This is a genomic window from Sphingorhabdus sp. (genome assembly GCF_044338195.1).
GTDB lineage: Bacteria > Pseudomonadota > Alphaproteobacteria > Sphingomonadales > Sphingomonadaceae > Sphingorhabdus_B.
The window spans coordinates 20826-40036 of record NZ_JBIIMC010000016.1 but is presented as its reverse complement, the minus strand read 5'-3'; the positions used below and the strand labels follow the sequence as shown (position 1 = coordinate 40036).

General features: G+C 58.6%; 19 protein-coding genes. 13 read left to right on the top strand and 6 right to left on the bottom strand.

All coding sequences use genetic code 11. The features are described 5' to 3' along the window. Positions 1-3: 3 nt before the first annotated feature. The 4 genes from ACIQZK_RS06360 to tgt form a co-directional block, all read right to left on the bottom strand. Positions 4-267 carry a DUF455 family protein gene (locus ACIQZK_RS06360; RefSeq protein ID WP_397575394.1) on the bottom strand — a complete coding sequence of 88 codons (264 nt, stop codon included), beginning with the start codon at positions 265-267 and terminating at the stop codon, positions 4-6. Positions 268-526: 259 nt separating this feature from the next. Next, a complete protein-coding gene (locus ACIQZK_RS06355; protein WP_397575406.1) occupies positions 527-988 on the bottom strand; it encodes a peroxiredoxin in 462 nt (153 codons plus the stop codon). Positions 989-1000: 12 nt separating this feature from the next. Next, a complete protein-coding gene (locus ACIQZK_RS06350; protein WP_397575393.1) occupies positions 1001-3685 on the bottom strand; it encodes a bifunctional [glutamine synthetase] adenylyltransferase/[glutamine synthetase]-adenylyl-L-tyrosine phosphorylase in 2685 nt (894 codons plus the stop codon). A gap of 4 nt (positions 3686-3689) precedes the next feature. Further along, a complete protein-coding gene (gene tgt, locus ACIQZK_RS06345; RefSeq protein ID WP_397575392.1) occupies positions 3690-4829 on the bottom strand; it encodes a tRNA guanosine(34) transglycosylase Tgt in 1140 nt (379 codons plus the stop codon). A gap of 401 nt (positions 4830-5230) precedes the next feature. Between tgt and tldD the strand changes: the two genes are divergently transcribed. From tldD to ACIQZK_RS06325, 4 genes are all read left to right on the top strand, one after another. Then, entirely contained in the window at positions 5231-6658 is a 1428-nt protein-coding gene (gene tldD, locus ACIQZK_RS06340) for a metalloprotease TldD (RefSeq protein ID WP_395636041.1), read from the top strand. A gap of 57 nt (positions 6659-6715) precedes the next feature. After that, the gene (locus ACIQZK_RS06335) at positions 6716-7420 is read left to right on the top strand and encodes an endonuclease/exonuclease/phosphatase family protein (protein WP_397575391.1); all 705 of its coding nucleotides are present in this window, start codon (positions 6716-6718) and stop codon (positions 7418-7420) included. A gap of 172 nt (positions 7421-7592) precedes the next feature. Further along, positions 7593-7931 (top strand): P-II family nitrogen regulator, encoded by a 339-nt coding sequence (locus ACIQZK_RS06330; protein WP_333570320.1) that lies wholly within the window; start codon positions 7593-7595, stop codon positions 7929-7931. Positions 7932-7962: 31 nt separating this feature from the next. Then, on the top strand, positions 7963-9426 hold the full coding sequence (locus ACIQZK_RS06325) for an ammonium transporter (protein ID WP_395636679.1): 1464 nt from the start codon (positions 7963-7965) through the stop codon (positions 9424-9426). A 736-nt stretch (positions 9427-10162) separates the two neighbouring features. Here the strand turns inward: ACIQZK_RS06325 and ACIQZK_RS06320 are convergent. Next, the gene (locus ACIQZK_RS06320; RefSeq protein WP_397575390.1) at positions 10163-10579 is read right to left on the bottom strand and encodes a polymer-forming cytoskeletal protein; all 417 of its coding nucleotides are present in this window, start codon (positions 10577-10579) and stop codon (positions 10163-10165) included. A gap of 4 nt (positions 10580-10583) precedes the next feature. Then, a complete protein-coding gene (locus tag ACIQZK_RS06315; RefSeq protein WP_397575389.1) occupies positions 10584-11762 on the bottom strand; it encodes a M23 family metallopeptidase in 1179 nt (392 codons plus the stop codon). Positions 11763-12050: 288 nt separating this feature from the next. On the opposite strand from ACIQZK_RS06315, the gene ACIQZK_RS06310 reads away from it, so the two are divergent. From ACIQZK_RS06310 to ACIQZK_RS06270, 9 genes are all read left to right on the top strand, one after another. After that, positions 12051-13304, top strand: coding sequence for a glutamate-5-semialdehyde dehydrogenase (locus ACIQZK_RS06310; protein ID WP_397575388.1), 1254 nt, complete (start codon positions 12051-12053; stop codon positions 13302-13304). Next, positions 13301-13930 (top strand): nicotinate-nucleotide adenylyltransferase, encoded by a 630-nt coding sequence (locus ACIQZK_RS06305; protein WP_397575387.1) that lies wholly within the window; start codon positions 13301-13303, stop codon positions 13928-13930. Before ACIQZK_RS06310 ends, ACIQZK_RS06305 begins: the two co-directional genes overlap by 4 nt. Before the next feature lie 45 nt (positions 13931-13975). Beyond that, on the top strand, positions 13976-14347 hold the full coding sequence (rsfS, locus tag ACIQZK_RS06300) for a ribosome silencing factor (RefSeq protein WP_183941493.1): 372 nt from the start codon (positions 13976-13978) through the stop codon (positions 14345-14347). A 24-nt stretch (positions 14348-14371) separates the two neighbouring features. Further along, complete coding sequence (locus ACIQZK_RS06295; protein ID WP_333569652.1) at positions 14372-14794, top strand: 23S rRNA (pseudouridine(1915)-N(3))-methyltransferase RlmH; 423 nt, start codon at positions 14372-14374, stop codon at positions 14792-14794. A gap of 4 nt (positions 14795-14798) precedes the next feature. Then, positions 14799-15965, top strand: coding sequence for a murein hydrolase activator EnvC family protein (locus ACIQZK_RS06290; RefSeq protein WP_397575386.1), 1167 nt, complete (start codon positions 14799-14801; stop codon positions 15963-15965). 107 nt (positions 15966-16072) lie between these two features. Then, positions 16073-17440, top strand: a complete 1368-nt coding sequence (locus ACIQZK_RS06285) for a S41 family peptidase (protein WP_397575385.1) — start codon at positions 16073-16075, stop codon at positions 17438-17440. A gap of 115 nt (positions 17441-17555) precedes the next feature. After that, positions 17556-18035, top strand: coding sequence for a disulfide bond formation protein B (locus ACIQZK_RS06280; RefSeq protein ID WP_397575384.1), 480 nt, complete (start codon positions 17556-17558; stop codon positions 18033-18035). Further along, positions 18014-18562 (top strand): demethoxyubiquinone hydroxylase family protein, encoded by a 549-nt coding sequence (locus ACIQZK_RS06275; protein WP_397575383.1) that lies wholly within the window; start codon positions 18014-18016, stop codon positions 18560-18562. Before ACIQZK_RS06280 ends, ACIQZK_RS06275 begins: the two co-directional genes overlap by 22 nt. A gap of 71 nt (positions 18563-18633) precedes the next feature. Beyond that, positions 18634-19209, top strand: coding sequence for a hypothetical protein (locus tag ACIQZK_RS06270; protein ID WP_397575405.1), 576 nt, complete (start codon positions 18634-18636; stop codon positions 19207-19209). The last annotated feature ends 2 nt before the right edge of the window (positions 19210-19211 follow it).

The following is a 19211-nucleotide window of genomic DNA, read 5'->3' as shown; positions in this document are numbered from 1 at the left end:
GGCTCAAACGAATGCAACATGCCTGTCATAATCGCGGGACAAACCGCCGCTCAAACGCGTTGAGTCGTTGAATGGAGGGTTCAACGGCGCATTAAAATGGCGGTTTACCGACAATTTCCAAACTGGCTTGGGCAATATCTGGCGCTGTGAACAACGCGTCATACACCCGTTTGTTCCCGCCAAGACCCGCAAAATTTCGTTATTATAGATGCGATTGACCGTCCGAGCGGTGACCGAATCGGTTGCAGTTCGAATCGTCCGCTTCAACTCCCGTCACCCTGAACTTGTTTCAGGGTCTTACTTCTTCAATCCGTCCGAAATTAAGACCCTGAAACAAGTTCAGGGTGACGGATGTGAGAGAAAATCGTGCGAGGGCACGAACTGCCCGTTCAAAAAAACCGTAGCCCTGAGCAGCAGACGCGCAGCGTATGCGACCGTCGAAGGGCGGCTCTCGACAGCAGCGCAACACCGGTAACCGCCCTTCGACAGGCTCAGGGTTTCGGTTTTGTAATAGGATTCGCGCGGTTTAGCCGAGCGCTTTGGCCGCGGCCAAAACCTCTGCGGCGTGGTCCTTTACCTTTACCTTGCGCCACACTTGCGCAACCTTGCCATCTTTGCCGACCAGATAGGTTGACCGGTCAATGCCCATATAGCTTTTGCCGTACATCGATTTTTCGACCCACGCGCCCATTTGCTCGGTGGCATCGCTGGCTTCGTCGGACAGCAAAGTGACGTTAAGTTCATATTTCGCCGCAAATTTCGCAAGCTTGGCGGGCTTGTCCTTGGACATGCCGTAGACGGGGCAATGGAGCGCGGCGAAATCCGCCGACAATGCGGTGAAATCCTTGGCCTCATTCGTGCAACCCGGCGTGTCGGCCTTTGGGTAGAAATAGAGCACCAGCGGGCCTTTGAGCGCCGCCAGATTGACCGCATTGCCTGCGCTATCCGCCACATTGACGTTGGGCAGGGTGTCGTTGATATCGGTCATCATGGGTTCCTTTTAAAAATCGCGTGGTCCAAATAGCCGCTGCCATTCGGTCATGACAACCCCGCGATAATCCCTAATCGCCGCCATCAAGCCATCCCAATCGGCAAAGCCAAGGCTGCCCGCAATCAACGCCTGCGCGGCCACTGGCGGGGTGGCGCAATCGGGCGCGATGAGGCGCACCATGACCAACAGGCGCGCGAACAATGCATAAGCGGCGGCAAAGTTTGCAGGCAGATGTCCGGCTGTCACTAGCGCATCAATGGCGGGGCCAAGCTGCGGCACCAAACCGTCATGTGTTTCCAACTGAAGCCGGTGAATGATAAATTCCATGTCGACCAAGCCGCCGGGCAACAGCTTCACATCCAGTTCGCCCTTTGGCGGTTTATGCGCGGCCATGTCCTTGCGCATGCTGGCGATATCGACGCGCAGTTTTTCAGGGTCGCGCGGGCCATGCAAAACGTCCGCAACAATAGCGCCCACCTGCGCACGGGCATCGGCGGACCCGAAAAGCACGCGTGCCCGCGTCAACGCCATATGCTCCCACGTCCAAGCATTTTCGCGCTGATATTGGTCAAAGCTTTTCACCGACGCACACAACAGGCCGTCGGCGCCCGATGGCCGAAGCCGTGTGTCGACCTCATATAAAGCGCCCGATGCGGTGGGCACCGACATGGCGGCAATCACGCGCTGCGCCAGCCGGTTGAAATATTGCGTCGCGCCTAAGGCACGCGGCCCATCGGATTCGGCGAGATGGTTGCCCGTGAACAGCAATATCAGATCAAGGTCCGACGCATGCGTCAACGCTTCGCCGCCCAATCGGCCCAATGCCAAAATGACCAGCTCGCCGCCGTCAATGCGGCCATGCGCCTTTTCAAATTCGGCGACCGTCGCGGCGGTGAGCGTCTGCAACGCTGCCTCCGCCAAATGGGCGTAGCTGCGTGCGATGTCGCTTGCGTCGCTTCGGCCCTCAATCAACTGCACGCCCAGCGCAAAGCGTTTCTCGCCGACATAATCGCGGACAATATCAAGCATCGATTGATAATCGGCATCGCCAATCCGGCGCGCCATCGCGTCGTGCAAAGCGGCCATGTCGCCGGGCAAGTTCATCGCGCTCGTGTCAATCAACGCGTCCAGATACCGGCTCTGTCGGCCAAGATCGTCGGCCAGCGTCGGCGCATAGCTCAATATGTTGGCGACCAATTGCAACAGCCCGGGCCGCGCCTCCAGCAAGCGGAAGACGTTGATGGCACTGGGTATCGCCTCGATCATATTTTCGAACCGCGCGATGGCACGGTCGGAATCTGGGGCCAGCGCCAATGCTTTCATGATCGCGGGCAGAACGGCTTCAAATGCGTCACGCGCCGATGCGCTGCGGATCGCGCGAATCTTGCCGCTGCGCCACCGGGCCATGCGCTGCATGATGGCGGCCGGGTCGGTATAGCCCAAATCGGTCAATTGTTCTTCAAGCGGCAGGCCTTCATCGGCCATGCGCGGCCCTTCGCTGCCGCCCGCGTCCACCATCCGGTCGTAAATCGCAGCGACTTGCGCGGTGATCGGGCGGATCGCGTCAATCAACGCGTCGGCGTCCGCCAGCCCATGCAAGCGCGCGACGGCATCGGCGGTTTCGCGGTTCTGCGGTATCTCGTGCGTTTGCCGGTCGCTGTGCATTTGCAGACGATGTTCAAATGTCCGCAACTGTTCATAAGCGGAGGACAAGGTCTCCGCCTCTTGCGGGCTAATCGGCCCAGCCGCCGCCAGCCGTTTCAGCGCCTCGCGGGTGTCGGGCACGCGCAGCACCGGATCGCGTCCGCCATGGATCAGCTGATGCGCCTGCGCGAAAAATTCACATTCGCGTATCCCGCCATGGCCACGTTTCAGGTCGAACCCAAGGCCCATTTTCTGACCCTTGGCATAATGGTCACGAATTTGCGCGGTCATTGCGGTAATGTTCTTCAACTGCCCAAAATCGAGCGATTTGCGCCAGATGAAGGGTTGAATGGCATTCAGGAAATATGCGCCCAGCGCGCGGTCGCCTGCGCAGACCCGCGACCGGATGAATGCCGCTTGCTCCCACGCCAGCGCGCTCGATTCATAATAGCCGATGGCCGCTTCGACGGGCAGGGCGATGGGGCTGACCTCCGGCGATGGCCGCAGCCGCATGTCGACGCGAAAGACATATCCGTCGCCGTCCAATGCGGACAAAAGTTCGATAACGCGGCGGCCATAGCGCACGGCGGCCTCCGCCACATCGTCGCGTTCGCGGTGGGGTAGGGTTGTGGGATCGAACAGGAAAATCGGGTCAATGTCCGACGAATAATTCAGCTCGCGCCCGCCATGTTTGCCCAGCGCAATGACGGCAAAGCCTTGGTTGGGCGCGCCGGGCACGCGTTCTGCGATGGCGGCGGATATGGCTTGGTCGAGCGCATGGTCGGCAAAGTCGGACAGGATGCGCGTGACGCGGCTGAGGTCCCAAACGCATGCGAGGTCCGCAATCGCGGTGACAAGCGCGACGCCCTGCCGCTGTTGGCGCAAGGCGGTGCCGACATTGTCCGCCGTTCGGGCAAGGGATTGCGCCAGCGCCGCGTCAAATTCGCCCGCCTCTACCATCGCCATCAGGTCGGGGTTGCGGTCCATCAATCCGGCAAGAAACGGACTGTTGGCCTGTGCGCGTGTGATGGCTTCTGCGACGCGCGTCATGATTTCAACCCTGATCTTTTCCGCGGACATAATCCCGCCGGAAATCGGAGGCGAATGCCGCGAACCGTCCTTGCGATATCGCCGCGCGCATGCCTGCCATCAGCATTTGGTAATAATGCAAATTGTGCTGCGTCATCAGCATCGCGCCCAGTATTTCGCCCGACCGGATCAGGTGATGGACATAAGCGCGGGTCCATGTGGCGCACACCGGGCAGGTGCATTGGTCGTCAATCGGCCCTTGGTCTTCGGCAAATTTCGCATTGCGGATGTTGATCGGGCCATAATGGGTAAAGGCTTGGCCATTGCGGCCAGAGCGGGTGGGCAGGACGCAATCGAACATGTCGATGCCGCGCTCAACCGCGCCCACCAAATCGTCGGGCTTGCCCACACCCATCAGATAACGTGGCCGGTCGGCGGGCAATTGATCGGGTGCATAATCGAGGCAACCAAACATCGCCTCTTGCCCTTCCCCCACCGCAAGGCCGCCCACGGCATAGCCATCAAAGCCAATGTCGATCAACGCATCGGCAGACCGCTTACGCAATTCTTCGTCCAATGATCCTTGCTGAATGCCAAATAAGGCCGCGCGCGCGGCATGTTCGCCGCCGCTGTCGAAGCCGTCGCGTGAGCGCTTGGCCCAACGCATCGACAATTCCATCGACTTGATCGCTTCGTCGCGGCTGACGCCATTGGCGGGGCATTCGTCAAACGCCATGACAATGTCGGAACCCAATAGCCGCTGGATTTCCATTGAGCGTTCGGGCGACAGCATATGTTTCGACCCGTCGAGATGGCTTTGAAACGCCACGCCCTCTTCAGTGATTTTGCGCAACGCCGAAAGGCTCATCACCTGATACCCGCCGCTGTCGGTCAATATCGGCCGGTCCCAGCCCGAAAACTGGTGCAGCCCACCCAGCCGCGCCACACGTTCCGCGCCGGGCCGCAGCATCAGATGGTAGGTGTTGCCCAATATGATGTCCGCACCCGTTGCGCGCACTTCGGCAGGGCGCATCGCCTTGACCGTGGCAGCGGTGCCGACGGGCATAAACGCCGGCGTGCGAATTTCGCCGCGCATCATCTGAATGCTGCCGGTGCGTGCCTTGCCATCAGTGGCGGAAATTGAAAACTGGAATCGCGTGGTCATTGGGCGGCTTTAGGGGGGTTATGCGCTGGAGAAAACCAACTTTTCTGAACGGGACATCGTCCTTACATAAACCGAAGCCCTGAGCAGCGGGCGCGCAGCGCCTGCGACCGTCGAAGGGTGTCCAAAGTGAAGGCGCTGTGCCGATGGGCGCCCTTCGACAGGCTCAGGGCTGCGGTGATGATGAATGTGTCAGTATGGGCCCGTCCACCCATCGTCATCCGAACCCAAACCCATCGTCATCCAAAGCCAAACCCATCGTCATCCTGAACTTGTTTCAGGATAACAAACGAATGTTGCCTGTTATCCTGAAACAAGTTCAGGATGACGAGGCGGAGAGGATTTGCGCATCATTGATACAAATTACGCTTTCAACCGCCGCCACATCGCCCCATATACACGGCATGACTTATACCGATCCCCGCTCATATCTTTACCAATCCGGCCTTCTCGACCCTGACGCCGCGCAGCGTATTACGCGTGATGCGTTGAAGGCGTGCGATGATGGTGAGCTGTATTTGCAATATAGCGCGACCGAGAGCTTTGGTTTTGATGATGGCCGATTGAAAATGGCGGATTATTCGACGGGTTCGGGCTTTGGCCTGCGCGGTGTGTCGGGTGAGATGACCGGGTTCAGCCACGCCAATGACATGAGCGAGGCCGCGATTCGCCGGGCAGGGGAGACGTTGAAGCTGCTCGATCCCGCGAAGGAGCAACCCGCCCCGCCGCCGCGCCAGAACAACCGGCATTTATATACAGACGGCAATCCGCTTGAACTCGTGCCGTTCGCGCAAAAGGTCGCCTTATGCCAACAAATTGACGCCGCCGCCCGCGCCCGTGACCCACGCGTCGCGCAAGTGAGCGTCAGCCTTTCGGGCAGCTGGAGCGTCGTCGAAATCGTGCGCGCCGATGGCTTTGTCGCCACCGACGTTCGCCCCTTGGTGCGCCTCAATGTATCCATCGTCGCGCAAGACGGTGACCGCCGCGAAACCGGCACTTATGGTTTTGGCGGGCGTTATCTCTACGACAAATTGTTTGAAGATCATGAATGGGAACATGCCATTGATGAAGCATTGGCGCAGGCGCTGACCAACCTGCGTTCGGTCGCCGCACCCGCTGGCGAAATGACCGTGTTGCTAGGGCCCGGCTGGCCCGGCGTATTGCTGCATGAGGCCGTCGGCCATGGTCTTGAAGGCGATTTCAACCGCAAGGGCAGCAGTGCCTTTTCCGGCAAGATTGGCCAGCGCGTGGCCGCACCCGGCGTGACCGTTGTCGACGATGGCACCATGATGAACCGCCGCGGTTCGCTGTCGATTGATGATGAAGGCACGCCGACGCAGGAAAATGTCCTGATCGAAGACGGCATCTTGCGTGCCTATATGCAGGACCGCATGAACGCCCGCCTGATGGGCGTTGCACCGACGGGCAATGGTCGCCGCGAAAGCTATGCCCATGCACCGATGCCGCGCATGACCAATACATTCATGCGCAGCGGCAATGACGACCCTGCCGAACTGTTGAGCCGCGTCAAAAACGGTATCTTCGCCAAAAGCTTTGGCGGCGGGCAAGTCGACATCGTGTCGGGCAAATTCGTGTTCAGCTGTACCGAGGCCTATTTGGTCAAGGACGGCAAGCTTGGCGATCCCATCAAAGGCGCGACATTGATTGGCGACGGCCCAACCGCGCTGAACAAGGTCATCGGCCTTGGCAACGACATGGCATTGGATGATGGCATCGGCGTGTGCGGCAAAGGCGGGCAAAGCGTTCCGGCGGGCGTCGGGCAACCCACAACTTTGGTCAGCGCGCTTACGGTAGGCGGCACGGCGGGTTGATGGGCGCATATTTCGGTCCAAATTGCGATATGGCCGAATGAACCGCATGACCCCGATATGAGCCACGCACTCAAGGTTGCGACCTATAATATTCGCAAGGCGGTTGGCCTGGACCAACGGCGCAACCCCGAACGTATCTTGGCGGTGCTCAAGGAAATCGACGCAGACATTATCGCGCTTCAGGAAGTGGACCGCCGGTTCGGCGCGCGTGTCAGTGCATTGCCGCTGGCGATGCTGGAGGCGGAGACATCGTGGATGCCCGTGCCGCTGGCTTTCCGTCCTGCCGCCATTGGCTGGCACGGCAATGCGATTTTGGTGCGCAAGGGCATGGAGGTGCGCCTTTGCCACCCGATTGACATGCCAACGCTTGAGCCGCGCGGCGCGGTGATGGCGGAACTGTCGGTTGCCGGACATGCATTGCGCGTCATTGGCGTGCATCTCGATTTGTCGGGGCTGTGGCGGCGCAAGCAAATCCGCGCGTTGCTGGCGGCGATTGATGGCAGCCCGCGTCATATGCCCACCGTTCTGATGGGCGATTTCAATCAATGGTCGGACAGCGGCGCATTGAACGAACTTGCGTTCCACCATCACCGGCTGGTGCAAACGCCCAAAAGCTTCCACACATCGCGCCCAGTCGCGCGATTGGACCGGATCATTGTCAGCCATGACGTGAACGTCACCGCCGCCGACAGCCATATTTCAACATTGTCCAAACAGGCGTCGGACCATCTGCCCTTATGGGCATCGATCCGCATTGGTTGAATGCCTAATATTTAGGCAGTGATAATATGCTGATTAAATTTTAGGCAGTATGGAAGGTGGTGGCGCTTATGTCGGCTGTCCCTATCGCCTGTAATCGGCCTATTTAGGTGCATTTTCCGTTTCTGGCACGACGTTTGCATATTGCATTGCACAACCAATATTGGGGGCGTGCATGAAATATATTATTGCCATTATTAAGCCGCACAAGCTGGACCCGGTGCGCGAAGCGCTCACGGCGCTGGGCGTGTCGGGTATGACCGTGACTGAGGTCAAAGGCTTTGGCCGACAAAAAGGGCAGACCGAAATTTATCGCGGTGCCGAATATGCAACCAACATGGTGCCCAAGGTGAAAATCGAGGTCGCATGCGCGTCCGATCAGGCCCCTGCCGTGGTCGAGGCCATTCAGCAGGCCGCCGAAACAGGCGCCATTGGTGACGGCAAGATATTTGAATTCGAACTTGCCGGTGCCCTGCGCATCCGCACGGGCGACACCAACGAAACCGCGCTTTGACGCGATAATAGCAAGCTAGGGGAACCAGAAAATGTCCAAGACACTCAAGTTTCTAGGCGCGGCGGGGGCGACATTGTTCGCCGCTTTGCCCGCCTTCGCACAGGAGGCAGCCGAAAAAGCTGCTGATGGCGCGGCAGCGGTGGCGGTTGCCGTCGCCGACGGCCCGATTAAGGCACCGACCGTTGAACAAATGGCGGGCATGGTCGACAAGGGCGATACGACGTGGATGCTGATTAGCTCTGCATTGGTATTGCTGATGTCGATTCCGGCGCTCGCGCTGTTTTACGGCGGCCTTGTCCGCACCAAAAATATGCTCAGCCTGCTGATGCAGGTGTTCATGATCGTGTCGGTCGCGGCGCTTGTCTGGGTCACTTATGGCTACAGCCTGGCCTTCACCAGCGGTAACGCCTTCATCGGTGGCTTTTCAAAGATATTCCTTCAGGGCGTTGATGCGACAACCTATGCCGCCACGTTCAGCAACAATGTCTACATTCCCGAATATGCCTTTGTCGTGTTCCAGATGACCTTTGCCTGCATCACGCCGGCGTTGATCGTCGGCGCATTTGCAGAGCGTATCAAGTTCACACCCTTGATGATCTTCACGGTGCTTTGGCTGACGTTCGCATATTTCCCGATCGCACATATGGTGTGGTACTGGGCTGGACCAGACTTTCTGGTTGATGCACCGACCGACATGGGTCTGCTGTGGGGCTGGGGCGCACTTGACTTCGCTGGCGGCACTGTCGTGCACATCAATGCCGGTATTGCTGGTCTTGTCGGTTGCCTCATCGTTGGCAAGCGTGTCGGCCATGGCAAAGAAGCAACCCCGCCACACTCGATGACCATGACGATGATTGGTGCGTCGCTTCTGTGGGTGGGCTGGTTCGGCTTTAACGCTGGCTCGAACCTCGAAGCCAATGGCCTTGCTGCCCTTGCCTTCATCAACACCTTTGTCGCCACGGCTGCTGCTGCGGTTGCATGGTGCCTGATTGAACAGTTCCACCATGGTAAGCCTTCATTGTTGGGTGCGGTTACCGGCGCGGTTGCGGGTCTGGTTGCGATTACGCCGGCCAGCGGATTTGCAGCGCCCATGACATCTATCCTCCTCGGCTTTGCAGCATCGGGTCTGTGCTATGTCTTCGTCGCCTATGTGAAGAACAAGCTTGGCTATGACGATACGCTTGACGTCTTCGGTGTTCATGGCGTTGGCGGTATTGTCGGCGCGATCGCCACCGGCGTGGTCGCTGACCCCGCATTGGGCGGTCAGGGCTGGATCAATTACACCGTCTTCCCCGCCATCCCCGGCGAATATGACATGGCTGGTCAGGTGATGACGCAGGTTTGGGCCGTCGGCACGACAGTCTTGTGGACGGCGGTTGTCTCGGCAATCCTGTTCTACGGATTGAAATTCACCACAGGCCTGCGTCCCGCAGAAGATGCAGAACGCGAAGGCCTGGACATCACCGAACATGGTGAGCGTGCTTACAACTATTGAGTTTTACAGCTTGGCGGCGGGGCGTTCTCTCCTTTCCTCATACGCTCCGCCCCCTCCCGATGTTCCTCCCGCGAACATCCAACTCATGGCCCGAACCCGCGATGGTTCGGGCCTTTTTTGTGCGCGGGTGAAAAGTACTTTCCTACAAACCTCCTCCTGTCTCCCTCCCACTCGTCATCGTCCACACCCACCGTCACCCTGAACTTGTTTCAGGGTCTTAATTGTCGACGTTGAAAAAGTAAGATGCTGAAACAAGTTCAGCATGACGACAGGGGGTTGGGGGGGTGTGCAAAAACCACTTTCCTACAAATAACCATATCGGTTATTCGAGTCGCGTCAGTCAGGCGGCGGTCCGGAACGCTGGTCGGGATGACGGGAACGCTGGCGGGGAAATCCGTTGGCACGGTCGGCGCGATAGGGTGCGTGCTTCAGCTTGAAAAAGGGCCTGTTGCATCAAGCTCTGAACAGCGCGAACATGGTTGGATGTGGCGGAAAACCGTCCTGTCCGTGCGGACAGCCTTTGGGGGTTTACGAACCTTTCCCCCGATGGACAGCATGCCAGCCAGCAAAGGCGGCCCGGGGGCATTAGCCTGATGGAACAAGCGGGCCTTAATCAACCAACACCATCAGCCGGAAGCACGCACCAGCGCTTCCGCGCCGGCCGTCCCCCTTTTTGAACGCAGCAGGACCGCGTGCAGTTTTTGTAGGAAATAATCTTGCCGATGTTGGAAATCGTTTAGATGACTTTGGATTCAACCCCAAGAACCAATGGTTCGACTGGCTTGGCAACATTGGCGGCCGGGCGCGCGGTGGTTGGCGCTCCCTTCGATGATTTGTGCCGGAACTTGCCGTCAATCTGACCGCCGGGGGCGATCGTCAGATTGCTGTACACGACATCGCCCACGATACGCGCGGTGGATTCGATCACCAGATCATTGGCCTCGATCGAACCTTCGACATGGCCGGACAGCTTGGCCGATTCGGCAATGACCTTGCCTGCGATAATGCTGCCTTCGCCTTGCACCAAATTGCCGCATGTCACGTCGCCCTGCACCTTGCCATCAACGTGCAGATCGACGCGGGCGGTGAGGTTGCCGACGATTTCAACATCGGAAGCTATGACGGAAAATGTATGACCCGAACTATTGCGCACGTTGTTATAATTCCTTTGCGGCGTTGCCGGCGCGGTTTCCGGCGACTGTTTGGACTTTGAGAACATCAGGGTTGGCCTCCAAAAACTTTCTCGGGTTGATCGCCCGACCATTCAGGCGGACCTCGAAATGCAAATGACTGCCCGTCGATCGCCCTGTGCTTCCCATTCTTCCGATTTGCAAGCCACGATCAACCTTTTGACCTTGCGTGACATTCAACCCGGAAAGATGGGCATAACGCGTTAATAGCCCGTTGGCATGTGTAATTTCAACTGTCTTGCCATATCCGCCGTTGAAGCCCGCAAAAGTCACACGGCCTTCGGCGGCAGATAGGATTGGCGTACCAACAGGGCCCTTGAAATCCAAACCGGCATGCATTGCGCCCCCGCCGGTGAACGGATCGCTGCGGAAACCAAAGCCGCTCGACATCATCATGACGGCTGCGGGCATAGATGTCGGGATCGCGGCCAGCGCGCGCTCCATGGCATCCATGCGGCTCAGCGATGCGGCCAGTTTCAAAAAGCGCGGGTCGCGGACATCTTTTTTGGCGCTACCGAAAAAGGGTTCAAACACACCACCCTGTGCGTTGCGGGCCTGCCGCGCGAGGACATCGGGGTTCAGGCCGAACTGCCGGATGGCGGCTTCTGCCTTTGACGTGCGGGCCAAGGCAACCTTGGTCATATTTTCGGCGAACTGGATTTGGCGGACTTCAATCCGCGCAAGACCAGCGGCCTCAGGCACCAGCGCGCTGATGGTTTTTACGGTCTTGTCTTCATCGATGGGCTTGGCCGTTGCAGGCGTTTGGGCCTTGGCATCCGGAACCTCGCCCAGATATTGATCGCTTAGGCTTTCCAGCATTTTCTGCCGCCGATCGAGGTCCTTGGTCACTTCATCGATCGAATCGCGATAATTGGCGACGCGTTCTTCGGCCGATTCAACCTTCGCCTCTTGCTGGCTGAGCGCCATACGCTGCGCGGTAACGCTCAGTTGATTGATGGCCATGCCCAGCGTGACGACCAGCCAAAGGCCAACGACAGACGCGACGGTCCCCGCAACGCGGCGTTGCAATTGTGCACTCAGTTTTAAGAACCGGACTTGGCCATTGGCCCGCATGAAAAATTCGCGGTCAATAAACCATCCAGCTATCCGGTTTTTCCACCCGGACATTCTGGTTTTAAGCGACACGTCCCACCCCGTTTTTATTCTGTTGAGCGCGCGTAGCAGAGCAAAATGACCGGGGCGAATCGCCGAGGCCGGACTCGTGACGAGTCGAATGAGTCACACGATGAGCTGTGGAAAACTGATGCAAATGTTACAAATTGTGAATTATTGATGCCTGCAAATGGCGCGCGCGCGGCGCAAAATACCGCAAAATCAAAGCTTTTCCGCCGATTCGCAATAAAGGCAGCGCTGACGCCGTTGAAATGAACGCTATCTTTCCCTTTTGCGGGCACTTCTCTACGGGTTGAATTTATGACCGATTATCAGTCCCTGATGGCATCGATTGCCACCAAAGCGCGCGCTGCAGCGCGGCAACTGGCGGCGGCGGATGATGCGGCCAAGGCCAAGGCGTTGAAAGCTGCGGCTCAGGCGCTGCGTGACCAATCGGCGGATATTCTCGCGGCGAATGCCATCGACGTGACGGCAGGGACGACGGCTGGCCTGTCACCCGCCATGCTGGATCGCCTGAAACTTGACGAGGCGCGCATTACGGCCATGGCTGCGGCGGTGGAACAGGTTGCTGTGCTGGCCGATCCCGTCGGTCAAATCATCGACAGCAGCACGCAGCCCAATGGTTTGCAGATGGCGCGTATCCGCGTGCCGATTGGCGTGCTTGGTATCATTTACGAAAGTCGGCCCAATGTGACGGCGGATGCCGCGGCCTTGGGGCTGCGTTCGGGCAATGCCGTCATCCTGCGCGGCGGTAGTGAGGCTGTGCACAGCAACCGTGCGATATATGCTGCGATGCTGGCTGGCATCCGTGCGGCCGGATTACCCGCCGACGCGGTTCAGCTTGTGCCCACACAAGACCGCGAGATGGTCGGCCTAATGCTGCGTGCACAGGGTGCAATTGACATGATCATTCCGCGTGGTGGCAAATCGCTGGTCGCGCGGGTGCAGGATGAAGCCCGCGTTCCCGTGCTCGCGCATCTCGACGGTATCAACCACAGCTATGTCCATAAGGACGCCGACCCGGCGATGGCGCAGGCGATTGTCGTCAATGCCAAGATGCGGCGCACCGGCGTTTGCGGGGCAACTGAAACGGTCCTGATTGACCAGGATTATCCTGCTGCTGCCGAATTGATTGGCGCGCTGATTGATGCCGGATGCGAAGTGCGCGCGGATGATGTGCTGATGGAACTGGATGCCCGCACCGTGTCTGCCGATGCGGATGATTGGGACACCGAATATCTCGATGCCGTTATCTCGGCCTGCGTCGTATCCGGATTGGACGATGCGATTGAACATATCGCCCGGCACGGGTCGCACCATACCGACGCGATCATCACCAACAATGCCGATGCCGCAGCGCGCTTTTTGTCACAGGTCGACAGCGCGATTGTGATGCACAACAGCTCGACCCAATTTGCCGATGGCGGCGAATTCGGCTTGGGCGCCGAAATTGGCATTGCCACCGGCCGGCTGCACGCGCGCGGCCCGGTCGCGCTTGAGGGCCTCACGACCTATAAATGGGTTGTGCGCGGAAACGGGCAAATCCGCCCTTGAAAACCATTGGCCTCATGGGGGGATCGTTCAACCCCGCGCATGGTGGCCACCGGGCGATTAGCCTGTTCGCAATGGATTCGCTGTGCCTCGACGAATTTTGGTGGCTGGTGTCACCGGGCAATCCACTGAAACCCACAAAAGGCATGGCCCCATTGCCCGCGCGGCTGGCATCGGCGAAGGACCAGACGCGGCGCACGCCGATTAAGGCAACCGCCATTGAGCGTGACCTTGGCACCGTGTACACCGCAGAAACCCTGAAAAAACTGGTCGCGCGATATCCCAAAGTCCGCTTTGTCTGGATCATGGGCGCGGACAATTTGTTGCAATTTCACCACTGGAAACAGTGGCGCGACATTGCACGATTGATGCCGATTGCAGTTATCGCCAGACCCGGCTATGATGCAGGTGCTGTTGCGGGTCCCGCAATGGCCTGGTTCAGACGGTTTGTCCGGCGTCCGGACCAGCTTCATCACTGGACAAAATGGAGTACGCCAGCGCTTGTCTTTTTGCGCTTTCGTCCAGATCCGCGTTCAGCAACCGCAATTCGGCGTGCTGACCCATATTGGTTTCACCGATATAAGGAACATGGAACGCGTGACGGCGTTACCCGAAATATTGTGCTTTAAGGAGCAATCTTGATCGATACCGCATCCGTTCCGACTGCCGGCAATCTGGCCGCCAAGTCCAAGGAACCCACTTTGACCCCGGACGCCCTCCACGCGCTTATCCTGCAATCGCTCGACGATGATCAGGCGCAGGAAGTGGTGACCATCCCGCTTGAAGGCAAAAGCAACATCGCCGACCATATGGTCGTCGCATCTGGCCGTTCATCGCGGCAGGTGGCGTCGATGGCGCAAAAGCTTGCCGAGCGTATCAAAAAAGCCGGACGTCATGCCCGCATCGAAGGTTTGCCATCGGCAGACTGGGTGTTGATCGATGCCGAAGATGTCATCGTGCATCTGTTCCGTCCCGAAGTCCGCAGCTTCTACAATCTGGAACGCATGTGGGCATTTGGCGACGCGCCCGAAGTTCCGGCCCAATAAGCCCGAACGACCGCGCGGATGGCGATGCGCCTGCACATCATCGCGCGCGGCAAAATCGGCCGCTCTGCAGAAGCGGAGCTGGTCGACCGATATCTAAAACGGATCAGCTGGCCGACGCGGCACAGCGAAATGCCCGATAAGGGCGGCGATCTGCCGCATTCGGACAGCCCCTGCAAAACCATCATCCTCGATGAAAAGGGCGAACAGCTCGGCTCGGTCGAACTTGCGCGCTTGCTGGAACGCTGGCGCGACGATGGCGTGCGCGAAGTGCGTTTCCTCATTGGCGCTGCCGACGGTTTTGATGACGAAGCCCGCGCTGGCGCGGATAAGCTAATTGCCTTTGGCAAAGCGACGTGGCCGCATTTGATGGCCCGTGCGATGCTGGCCGAACAATTGTTCCGCGCAACATCGATCATTGCCAACCACCCCTATCATCGGGAAGGATAGGGGCATGCGGTTCTGGTCCGTCTTTTTGCTCTTGATGCTCACGCCCTTTGCCATTGCGAGCAGCCTGATGGCGCAAAGCGCGGGCAGCAGCGGCGCGCAACAAGACGCGCTGCGCGAGGCACAAGAAAAAGCGTTGCGTGCGGAACGGCGCAGCGAGCTGTTGCGGCAGGAAGCAAGCAATGCCGAAAGCACGGCGGGCCGGCTGATCGCGCAAAGGGCCGTGCTGTCTGCCGAAATCGACGCCGCCGAAGCCCAGATTGCCGCAGCGACCATCCGGATTGCTATCATTAGCGGTCGTCAAAAACTTCAACGGGCACAGCTTGGTGTTGAGAGCGAACCCGTGCTGCGCCTGAACGCCGCGCTTCAGCAAATGACGGGCCGCCCGGCGGTGCTGATGATGATGCAGCCCGGGCAACGCGAAGATTATGTGCATGTGCGCGCGGTCATGGCGACGGTGCAGCCTCAGATTATTCGCCGGACTAGCGCCTTGCGCCAACAGATTGCGGTGCAAAGCGAATTGCGGGGGCAGGAAATACGCGCGCTGAAATCGCTGGGCGATGCGCGCGGCCGGTTGAAAAGCCGCCAGACAGATTTGGCCAGACTGCAAGGCGAAGCCGGTGGCAAGGCCGGCGCACTGTCCGCCAACGCGGCCATCGCATTTGAACAAGCGATCGCGCAAGGCGAGCGGGCACGCGATATTGTCGGGCGCATGGATATACAGCGGCTAAGCGCCGAAAAGGCAGATGAACTGGCAGCATTGGACGGACCGATGTTACGCCCCGGGCGCGCGACCAAGGCTGCGGCGGCGGGGACGGCCTATATCTTGCCCGCGCGGGGCAAGCTGTTGTCCGGTTTCAATGAACTGAATGCCACCGGCTATCGGGAACGCGGCGTTCGGATTGCGCTTGCCGACGATATGCGCGTGGTCGCGCCAGCGGCGGGGACGATTTCCTTCGCTGGCCGCTATCGCAGCTATGGCCAGATTGTCATTATCGAACATGGCAATGGCTGGAACAGCCTGATTACACATCTGGGCCGCACGCAGGTCAAAAAGGGGCAGGCGGTGAAGCAAGGCGCGGTGCTGGGATCGGCCACATTAGACGCGCCCGAAATCGGCGTTGAACTGCGCAAAAATGGCCGTGTGATGGATATTGCCACGATATTGGGATGAACTATGTGCGTTCTTGTCGATGTCCGCAGGGTGTTCGTGCTAATCATGCTTTCACCGTGGGTTAAGGCGGGATATAGCATCGACGAAATGATGAAATGGATTGGTCTATGAAGAACCGTTTGCTGCCCGCGACTTGCGCCCTTGTTTTGGCGCTGTCGATCCCTGCGACTGTGCTGGTCGCGCAAAGCGTTCAGCAGCAACAGGCCGAGGCCGACCGTTTCAAAGAGCTTGAGGAATTCCTCGCGGTCTATCGCAAGGTTAAATTAGGCTATGTCGACAAGGTCGATGACAAGCAATTGATGGAAGGCGCGATTCAGGGGATGCTCGCCAGCCTCGATCCGCACAGTGCCTTCCTCGACAAATCCGACTTCAGCTCGCTGCAAACGCAAATTGATGGCGAATATGGCGGCCTTGGCCTGACAGTTACGCTTGAGGATGAAGCGGTGAAGGTCATTGCGCCTACCAAGGACACGCCCGCTGACAAGGCCGGCATCAAGTCGGGCGACTTTATTACGCATTTGGACGGCAAGTTGATCCTTGGCGGAACGCTCGACGAAGCTGTCGAAGCGATGCGCGGTGCGCCGGGCACATCGATCAAGCTCACCATCTACCGCCCGGGCCGCGATGCGCCGTTCGACGTGACGATAACGCGCGCGGTCATTGATTTGAAACCTGTGCGGTGGGAAGTGAAAAACCGCATTGGCGTCATTTCGATTACTGGTTTCTCCGAACAAACCGGCGCTGACGTTGTCGCTGCGGTCTCCGGCATAAAGAAAACGCTTGGCGGAAATCCGCTGGGTTACATCATCGACCTGCGGTCCAACCCCGGTGGCATATTGGACGAAGCTGTTTCCGTTTCTGATGCTTTCCTTTCGAGTGGCGAGATTGTTTCCGAACGTGGCCGCGACAAAAGCGATATCCAACGCTGGTGGGCCGAACGCGCTGTTCCGGGCGATGTCACCGGCGGCGCGCCAATCATCGTTCTGGTCGATGCGGGCTCTGCTTCGGCGTCCGAGATTGTCGCTGGCGCATTGCAAGATCATCATCGCGGCTTGGTCATGGGTGAACGCAGTTTCGGTAAGGGATCGGTGCAGAGCGTCCTGCCGTTGACGCGGGACACCGGCCTTCGCCTCACCGTTGCGCGTTACCATCTGCCATCGGGTCGTTCGGTGCAGGAAGGCGGCATCAAACCCGATATCCGCGTACCGCAATTGACCGATCCCGATTATAAAAAGCGCGTGTCCGTGCGCGAATCCGATTTGCGTCGTCACTTGGTCAATGAATTGAAAGACAATAACAAAGACCTTGAAGAAGACCGCATTGACGATCCACGTTTTGCCATGACGGCCGAACAGTTGAAGGCCAAGGGCATTGACGATTTCCAGCTTTATTACGCGATGGAAACCTTGCAGCGGCTTGGTTCCAAAACGATGAAGCTTGCCGCAAAGCCCGTAAAGGGCAGGGCGCAGAATTGAGTTTCACCCAACCCCGTCATGCTGAACTTTTTTCAGCATCTTACTTTCTTGACGGTGCTGAAGTAAGATCCTGAAACAAGTTCAGGATGACAATGATGCGGAGTGCAGTGCGTACATGACGTCGAAATTTGACAAGGCCCATTGGCTCGCATTCCTGTTACCCGCAGCATTGCTCGGGGGGGCATATGGCTCGCAATATATTGGCGGGCTGTTCCCGTGCGAAATGTGCTGGTGGCAGCGTTATCCGCATTTCGCCGCGGTCGCGATTGCGGCCATTGCCTTTGGCGTCGGCAACGGTGCCTTTCGCAAAACATTGGTTGCGCTTGCGGCATTGGCCATTGCGACCAGCGGCGGCATCGCGGGCTTTCATGCTGGCGTTGAATATGGCTGGTGGGAAGGGCTGACCGCCTGCACCGCGACGATTTCGGGCAGCGGGGATGATTTGCTTAAGTCGATCATGAACGCACCATTGGTCCGCTGTGACGTGGCACCCTGGTCTTTGTTCGGCATTTCGCTCGCGGGCTATAATTTCCTCTTGTCGTTGGGCGGCGCAGTGGCCATCTTGGGTATGACATGGCGCAACCAGAAACCCTGAAAACCGCACCGCAGCGTAAAGCGGCCATCGACCGGATGATTCGCGTGAATCAGGCGGGCGAATTTGGCGCGAAACGGATTTACGCAGGCCAGCTTGCGGTGATGGGCGACCGGACGCCGGCCGCGCGCAGCATTGCGCATATGGCCGAGCAAGAGGAACGCCACCTCAGCGCCTTTGACAAGATGATGGCGGAGCGCGGCGTGCGCCCAACGGCTTTATACCCGATTTGGAACGCCGCCGGTTTTGCGCTTGGCGCGGTGTCTGCCGCAATCAGCCCGGAGGCTGCAATGGCCTGCACCGTGGCGATCGAAACCGAAATTGACCGCCATTATAGCGAGCAGCTTGAAGAAATCGGTGATAGCGATCCCGAATTGTCGGCGATGATTGCCGATTTTCAGGCGGATGAGCTGGAACATAAAGCCACCGCGCTGGCCGAAGGCGCAGAGCGCGCATTGGCCTATCCGGTCATGAGCGCGCTGGTCCGCTTGGGTTGCCGCACCGCGATTGCAGTGTCGAAACATATTTGAGCTTCATCGCGCATTCAGCCTGCGACGTTCAAGCCAGAGCATAGATTTTTGGAGAATATCCCGTGAACGCAATGGCCCATATTTCCGTCGCCGCTTTGGCACTCATGCTGTCGGCGCAAGCACCGGCACAAAATGCCCCCGCCACGCAGCAAGGTGAAGAGAAGATCAACCAGTTGATCATCTATGGCGACGACAAATGCCCCGAAAGCAAAGGCGACGAAATCGTCGTCTGCGCGCGGATGGGGGAGGCGGACCGGTACCGCATTCCGTCGTCTTTACGCGACGATCCCAATGACCCGCGCAATCAGGCGATGTCCGAACGGATTAAATCCTACGAATATGTGGGCGCCAGTGGCACGATGAGCTGCTCGGCATCGGGTGCTGGCGGCTTTACCGGATGTGGGCTGAAAGAAATTGACCGCGCTTATGCCGAAAAAGCGCAAGACCCCGGCATTGTCTTTGGCCGCCTGATCGCCGCCGAACGCGCCAAGCGCATGGCGGGCATCGATGCAGAGGCAGCCGAAGTCGAAGCACGCGTGGCCGAATTTGAAAAGGGCCGCGCCGAACGCGAGGCGAAGTTGCAAGCCGAACTGGATGCCAAGGAAGCGGCATCTGCCGACGCAGAGCCGCTCCCTGAGCCGAAATAAGC

Bases quoted from the DNA above. Each gene is read 5' to 3' on its own strand.
- ACIQZK_RS06355 (WP_397575406.1), bottom strand. From the start codon at position 988: ATGACCGATATCAACGACACCCTGCCCAACGTCAATGTGGCGGATAGC.
- ACIQZK_RS06350 (WP_397575393.1), bottom strand. From the start codon at position 3,685: ATGACGCGCGTCGCAGAAGCCATCACACGCGCACAGGCCAACAGTCCG.
- tgt (WP_397575392.1), bottom strand. From the start codon at position 4,829: ATGACCACGCGATTCCAGTTTTCAATTTCCGCCACTGATGGCAAGGCA.
- tldD (WP_395636041.1), top strand. From the start codon at position 5,231: ATGACTTATACCGATCCCCGCTCATATCTTTACCAATCCGGCCTTCTC.
- ACIQZK_RS06335 (WP_397575391.1), top strand. From the start codon at position 6,716: ATGAGCCACGCACTCAAGGTTGCGACCTATAATATTCGCAAGGCGGTT.
- ACIQZK_RS06330 (WP_333570320.1), top strand. From the start codon at position 7,593: ATGAAATATATTATTGCCATTATTAAGCCGCACAAGCTGGACCCGGTG.
- ACIQZK_RS06325 (WP_395636679.1), top strand. From the start codon at position 7,963: ATGTCCAAGACACTCAAGTTTCTAGGCGCGGCGGGGGCGACATTGTTC.
- ACIQZK_RS06310 (WP_397575388.1), top strand. From the start codon at position 12,051: ATGACCGATTATCAGTCCCTGATGGCATCGATTGCCACCAAAGCGCGC.
- ACIQZK_RS06295 (WP_333569652.1), top strand. From the start codon at position 14,372: ATGCGCCTGCACATCATCGCGCGCGGCAAAATCGGCCGCTCTGCAGAA.
- ACIQZK_RS06290 (WP_397575386.1), top strand. From the start codon at position 14,799: ATGCGGTTCTGGTCCGTCTTTTTGCTCTTGATGCTCACGCCCTTTGCC.
- ACIQZK_RS06285 (WP_397575385.1), top strand. From the start codon at position 16,073: ATGAAGAACCGTTTGCTGCCCGCGACTTGCGCCCTTGTTTTGGCGCTG.
- ACIQZK_RS06280 (WP_397575384.1), top strand. From the start codon at position 17,556: ATGACGTCGAAATTTGACAAGGCCCATTGGCTCGCATTCCTGTTACCC.
- ACIQZK_RS06275 (WP_397575383.1), top strand. From the start codon at position 18,014: ATGGCGCAACCAGAAACCCTGAAAACCGCACCGCAGCGTAAAGCGGCC.
- ACIQZK_RS06270 (WP_397575405.1), top strand. From the start codon at position 18,634: ATGGCCCATATTTCCGTCGCCGCTTTGGCACTCATGCTGTCGGCGCAA.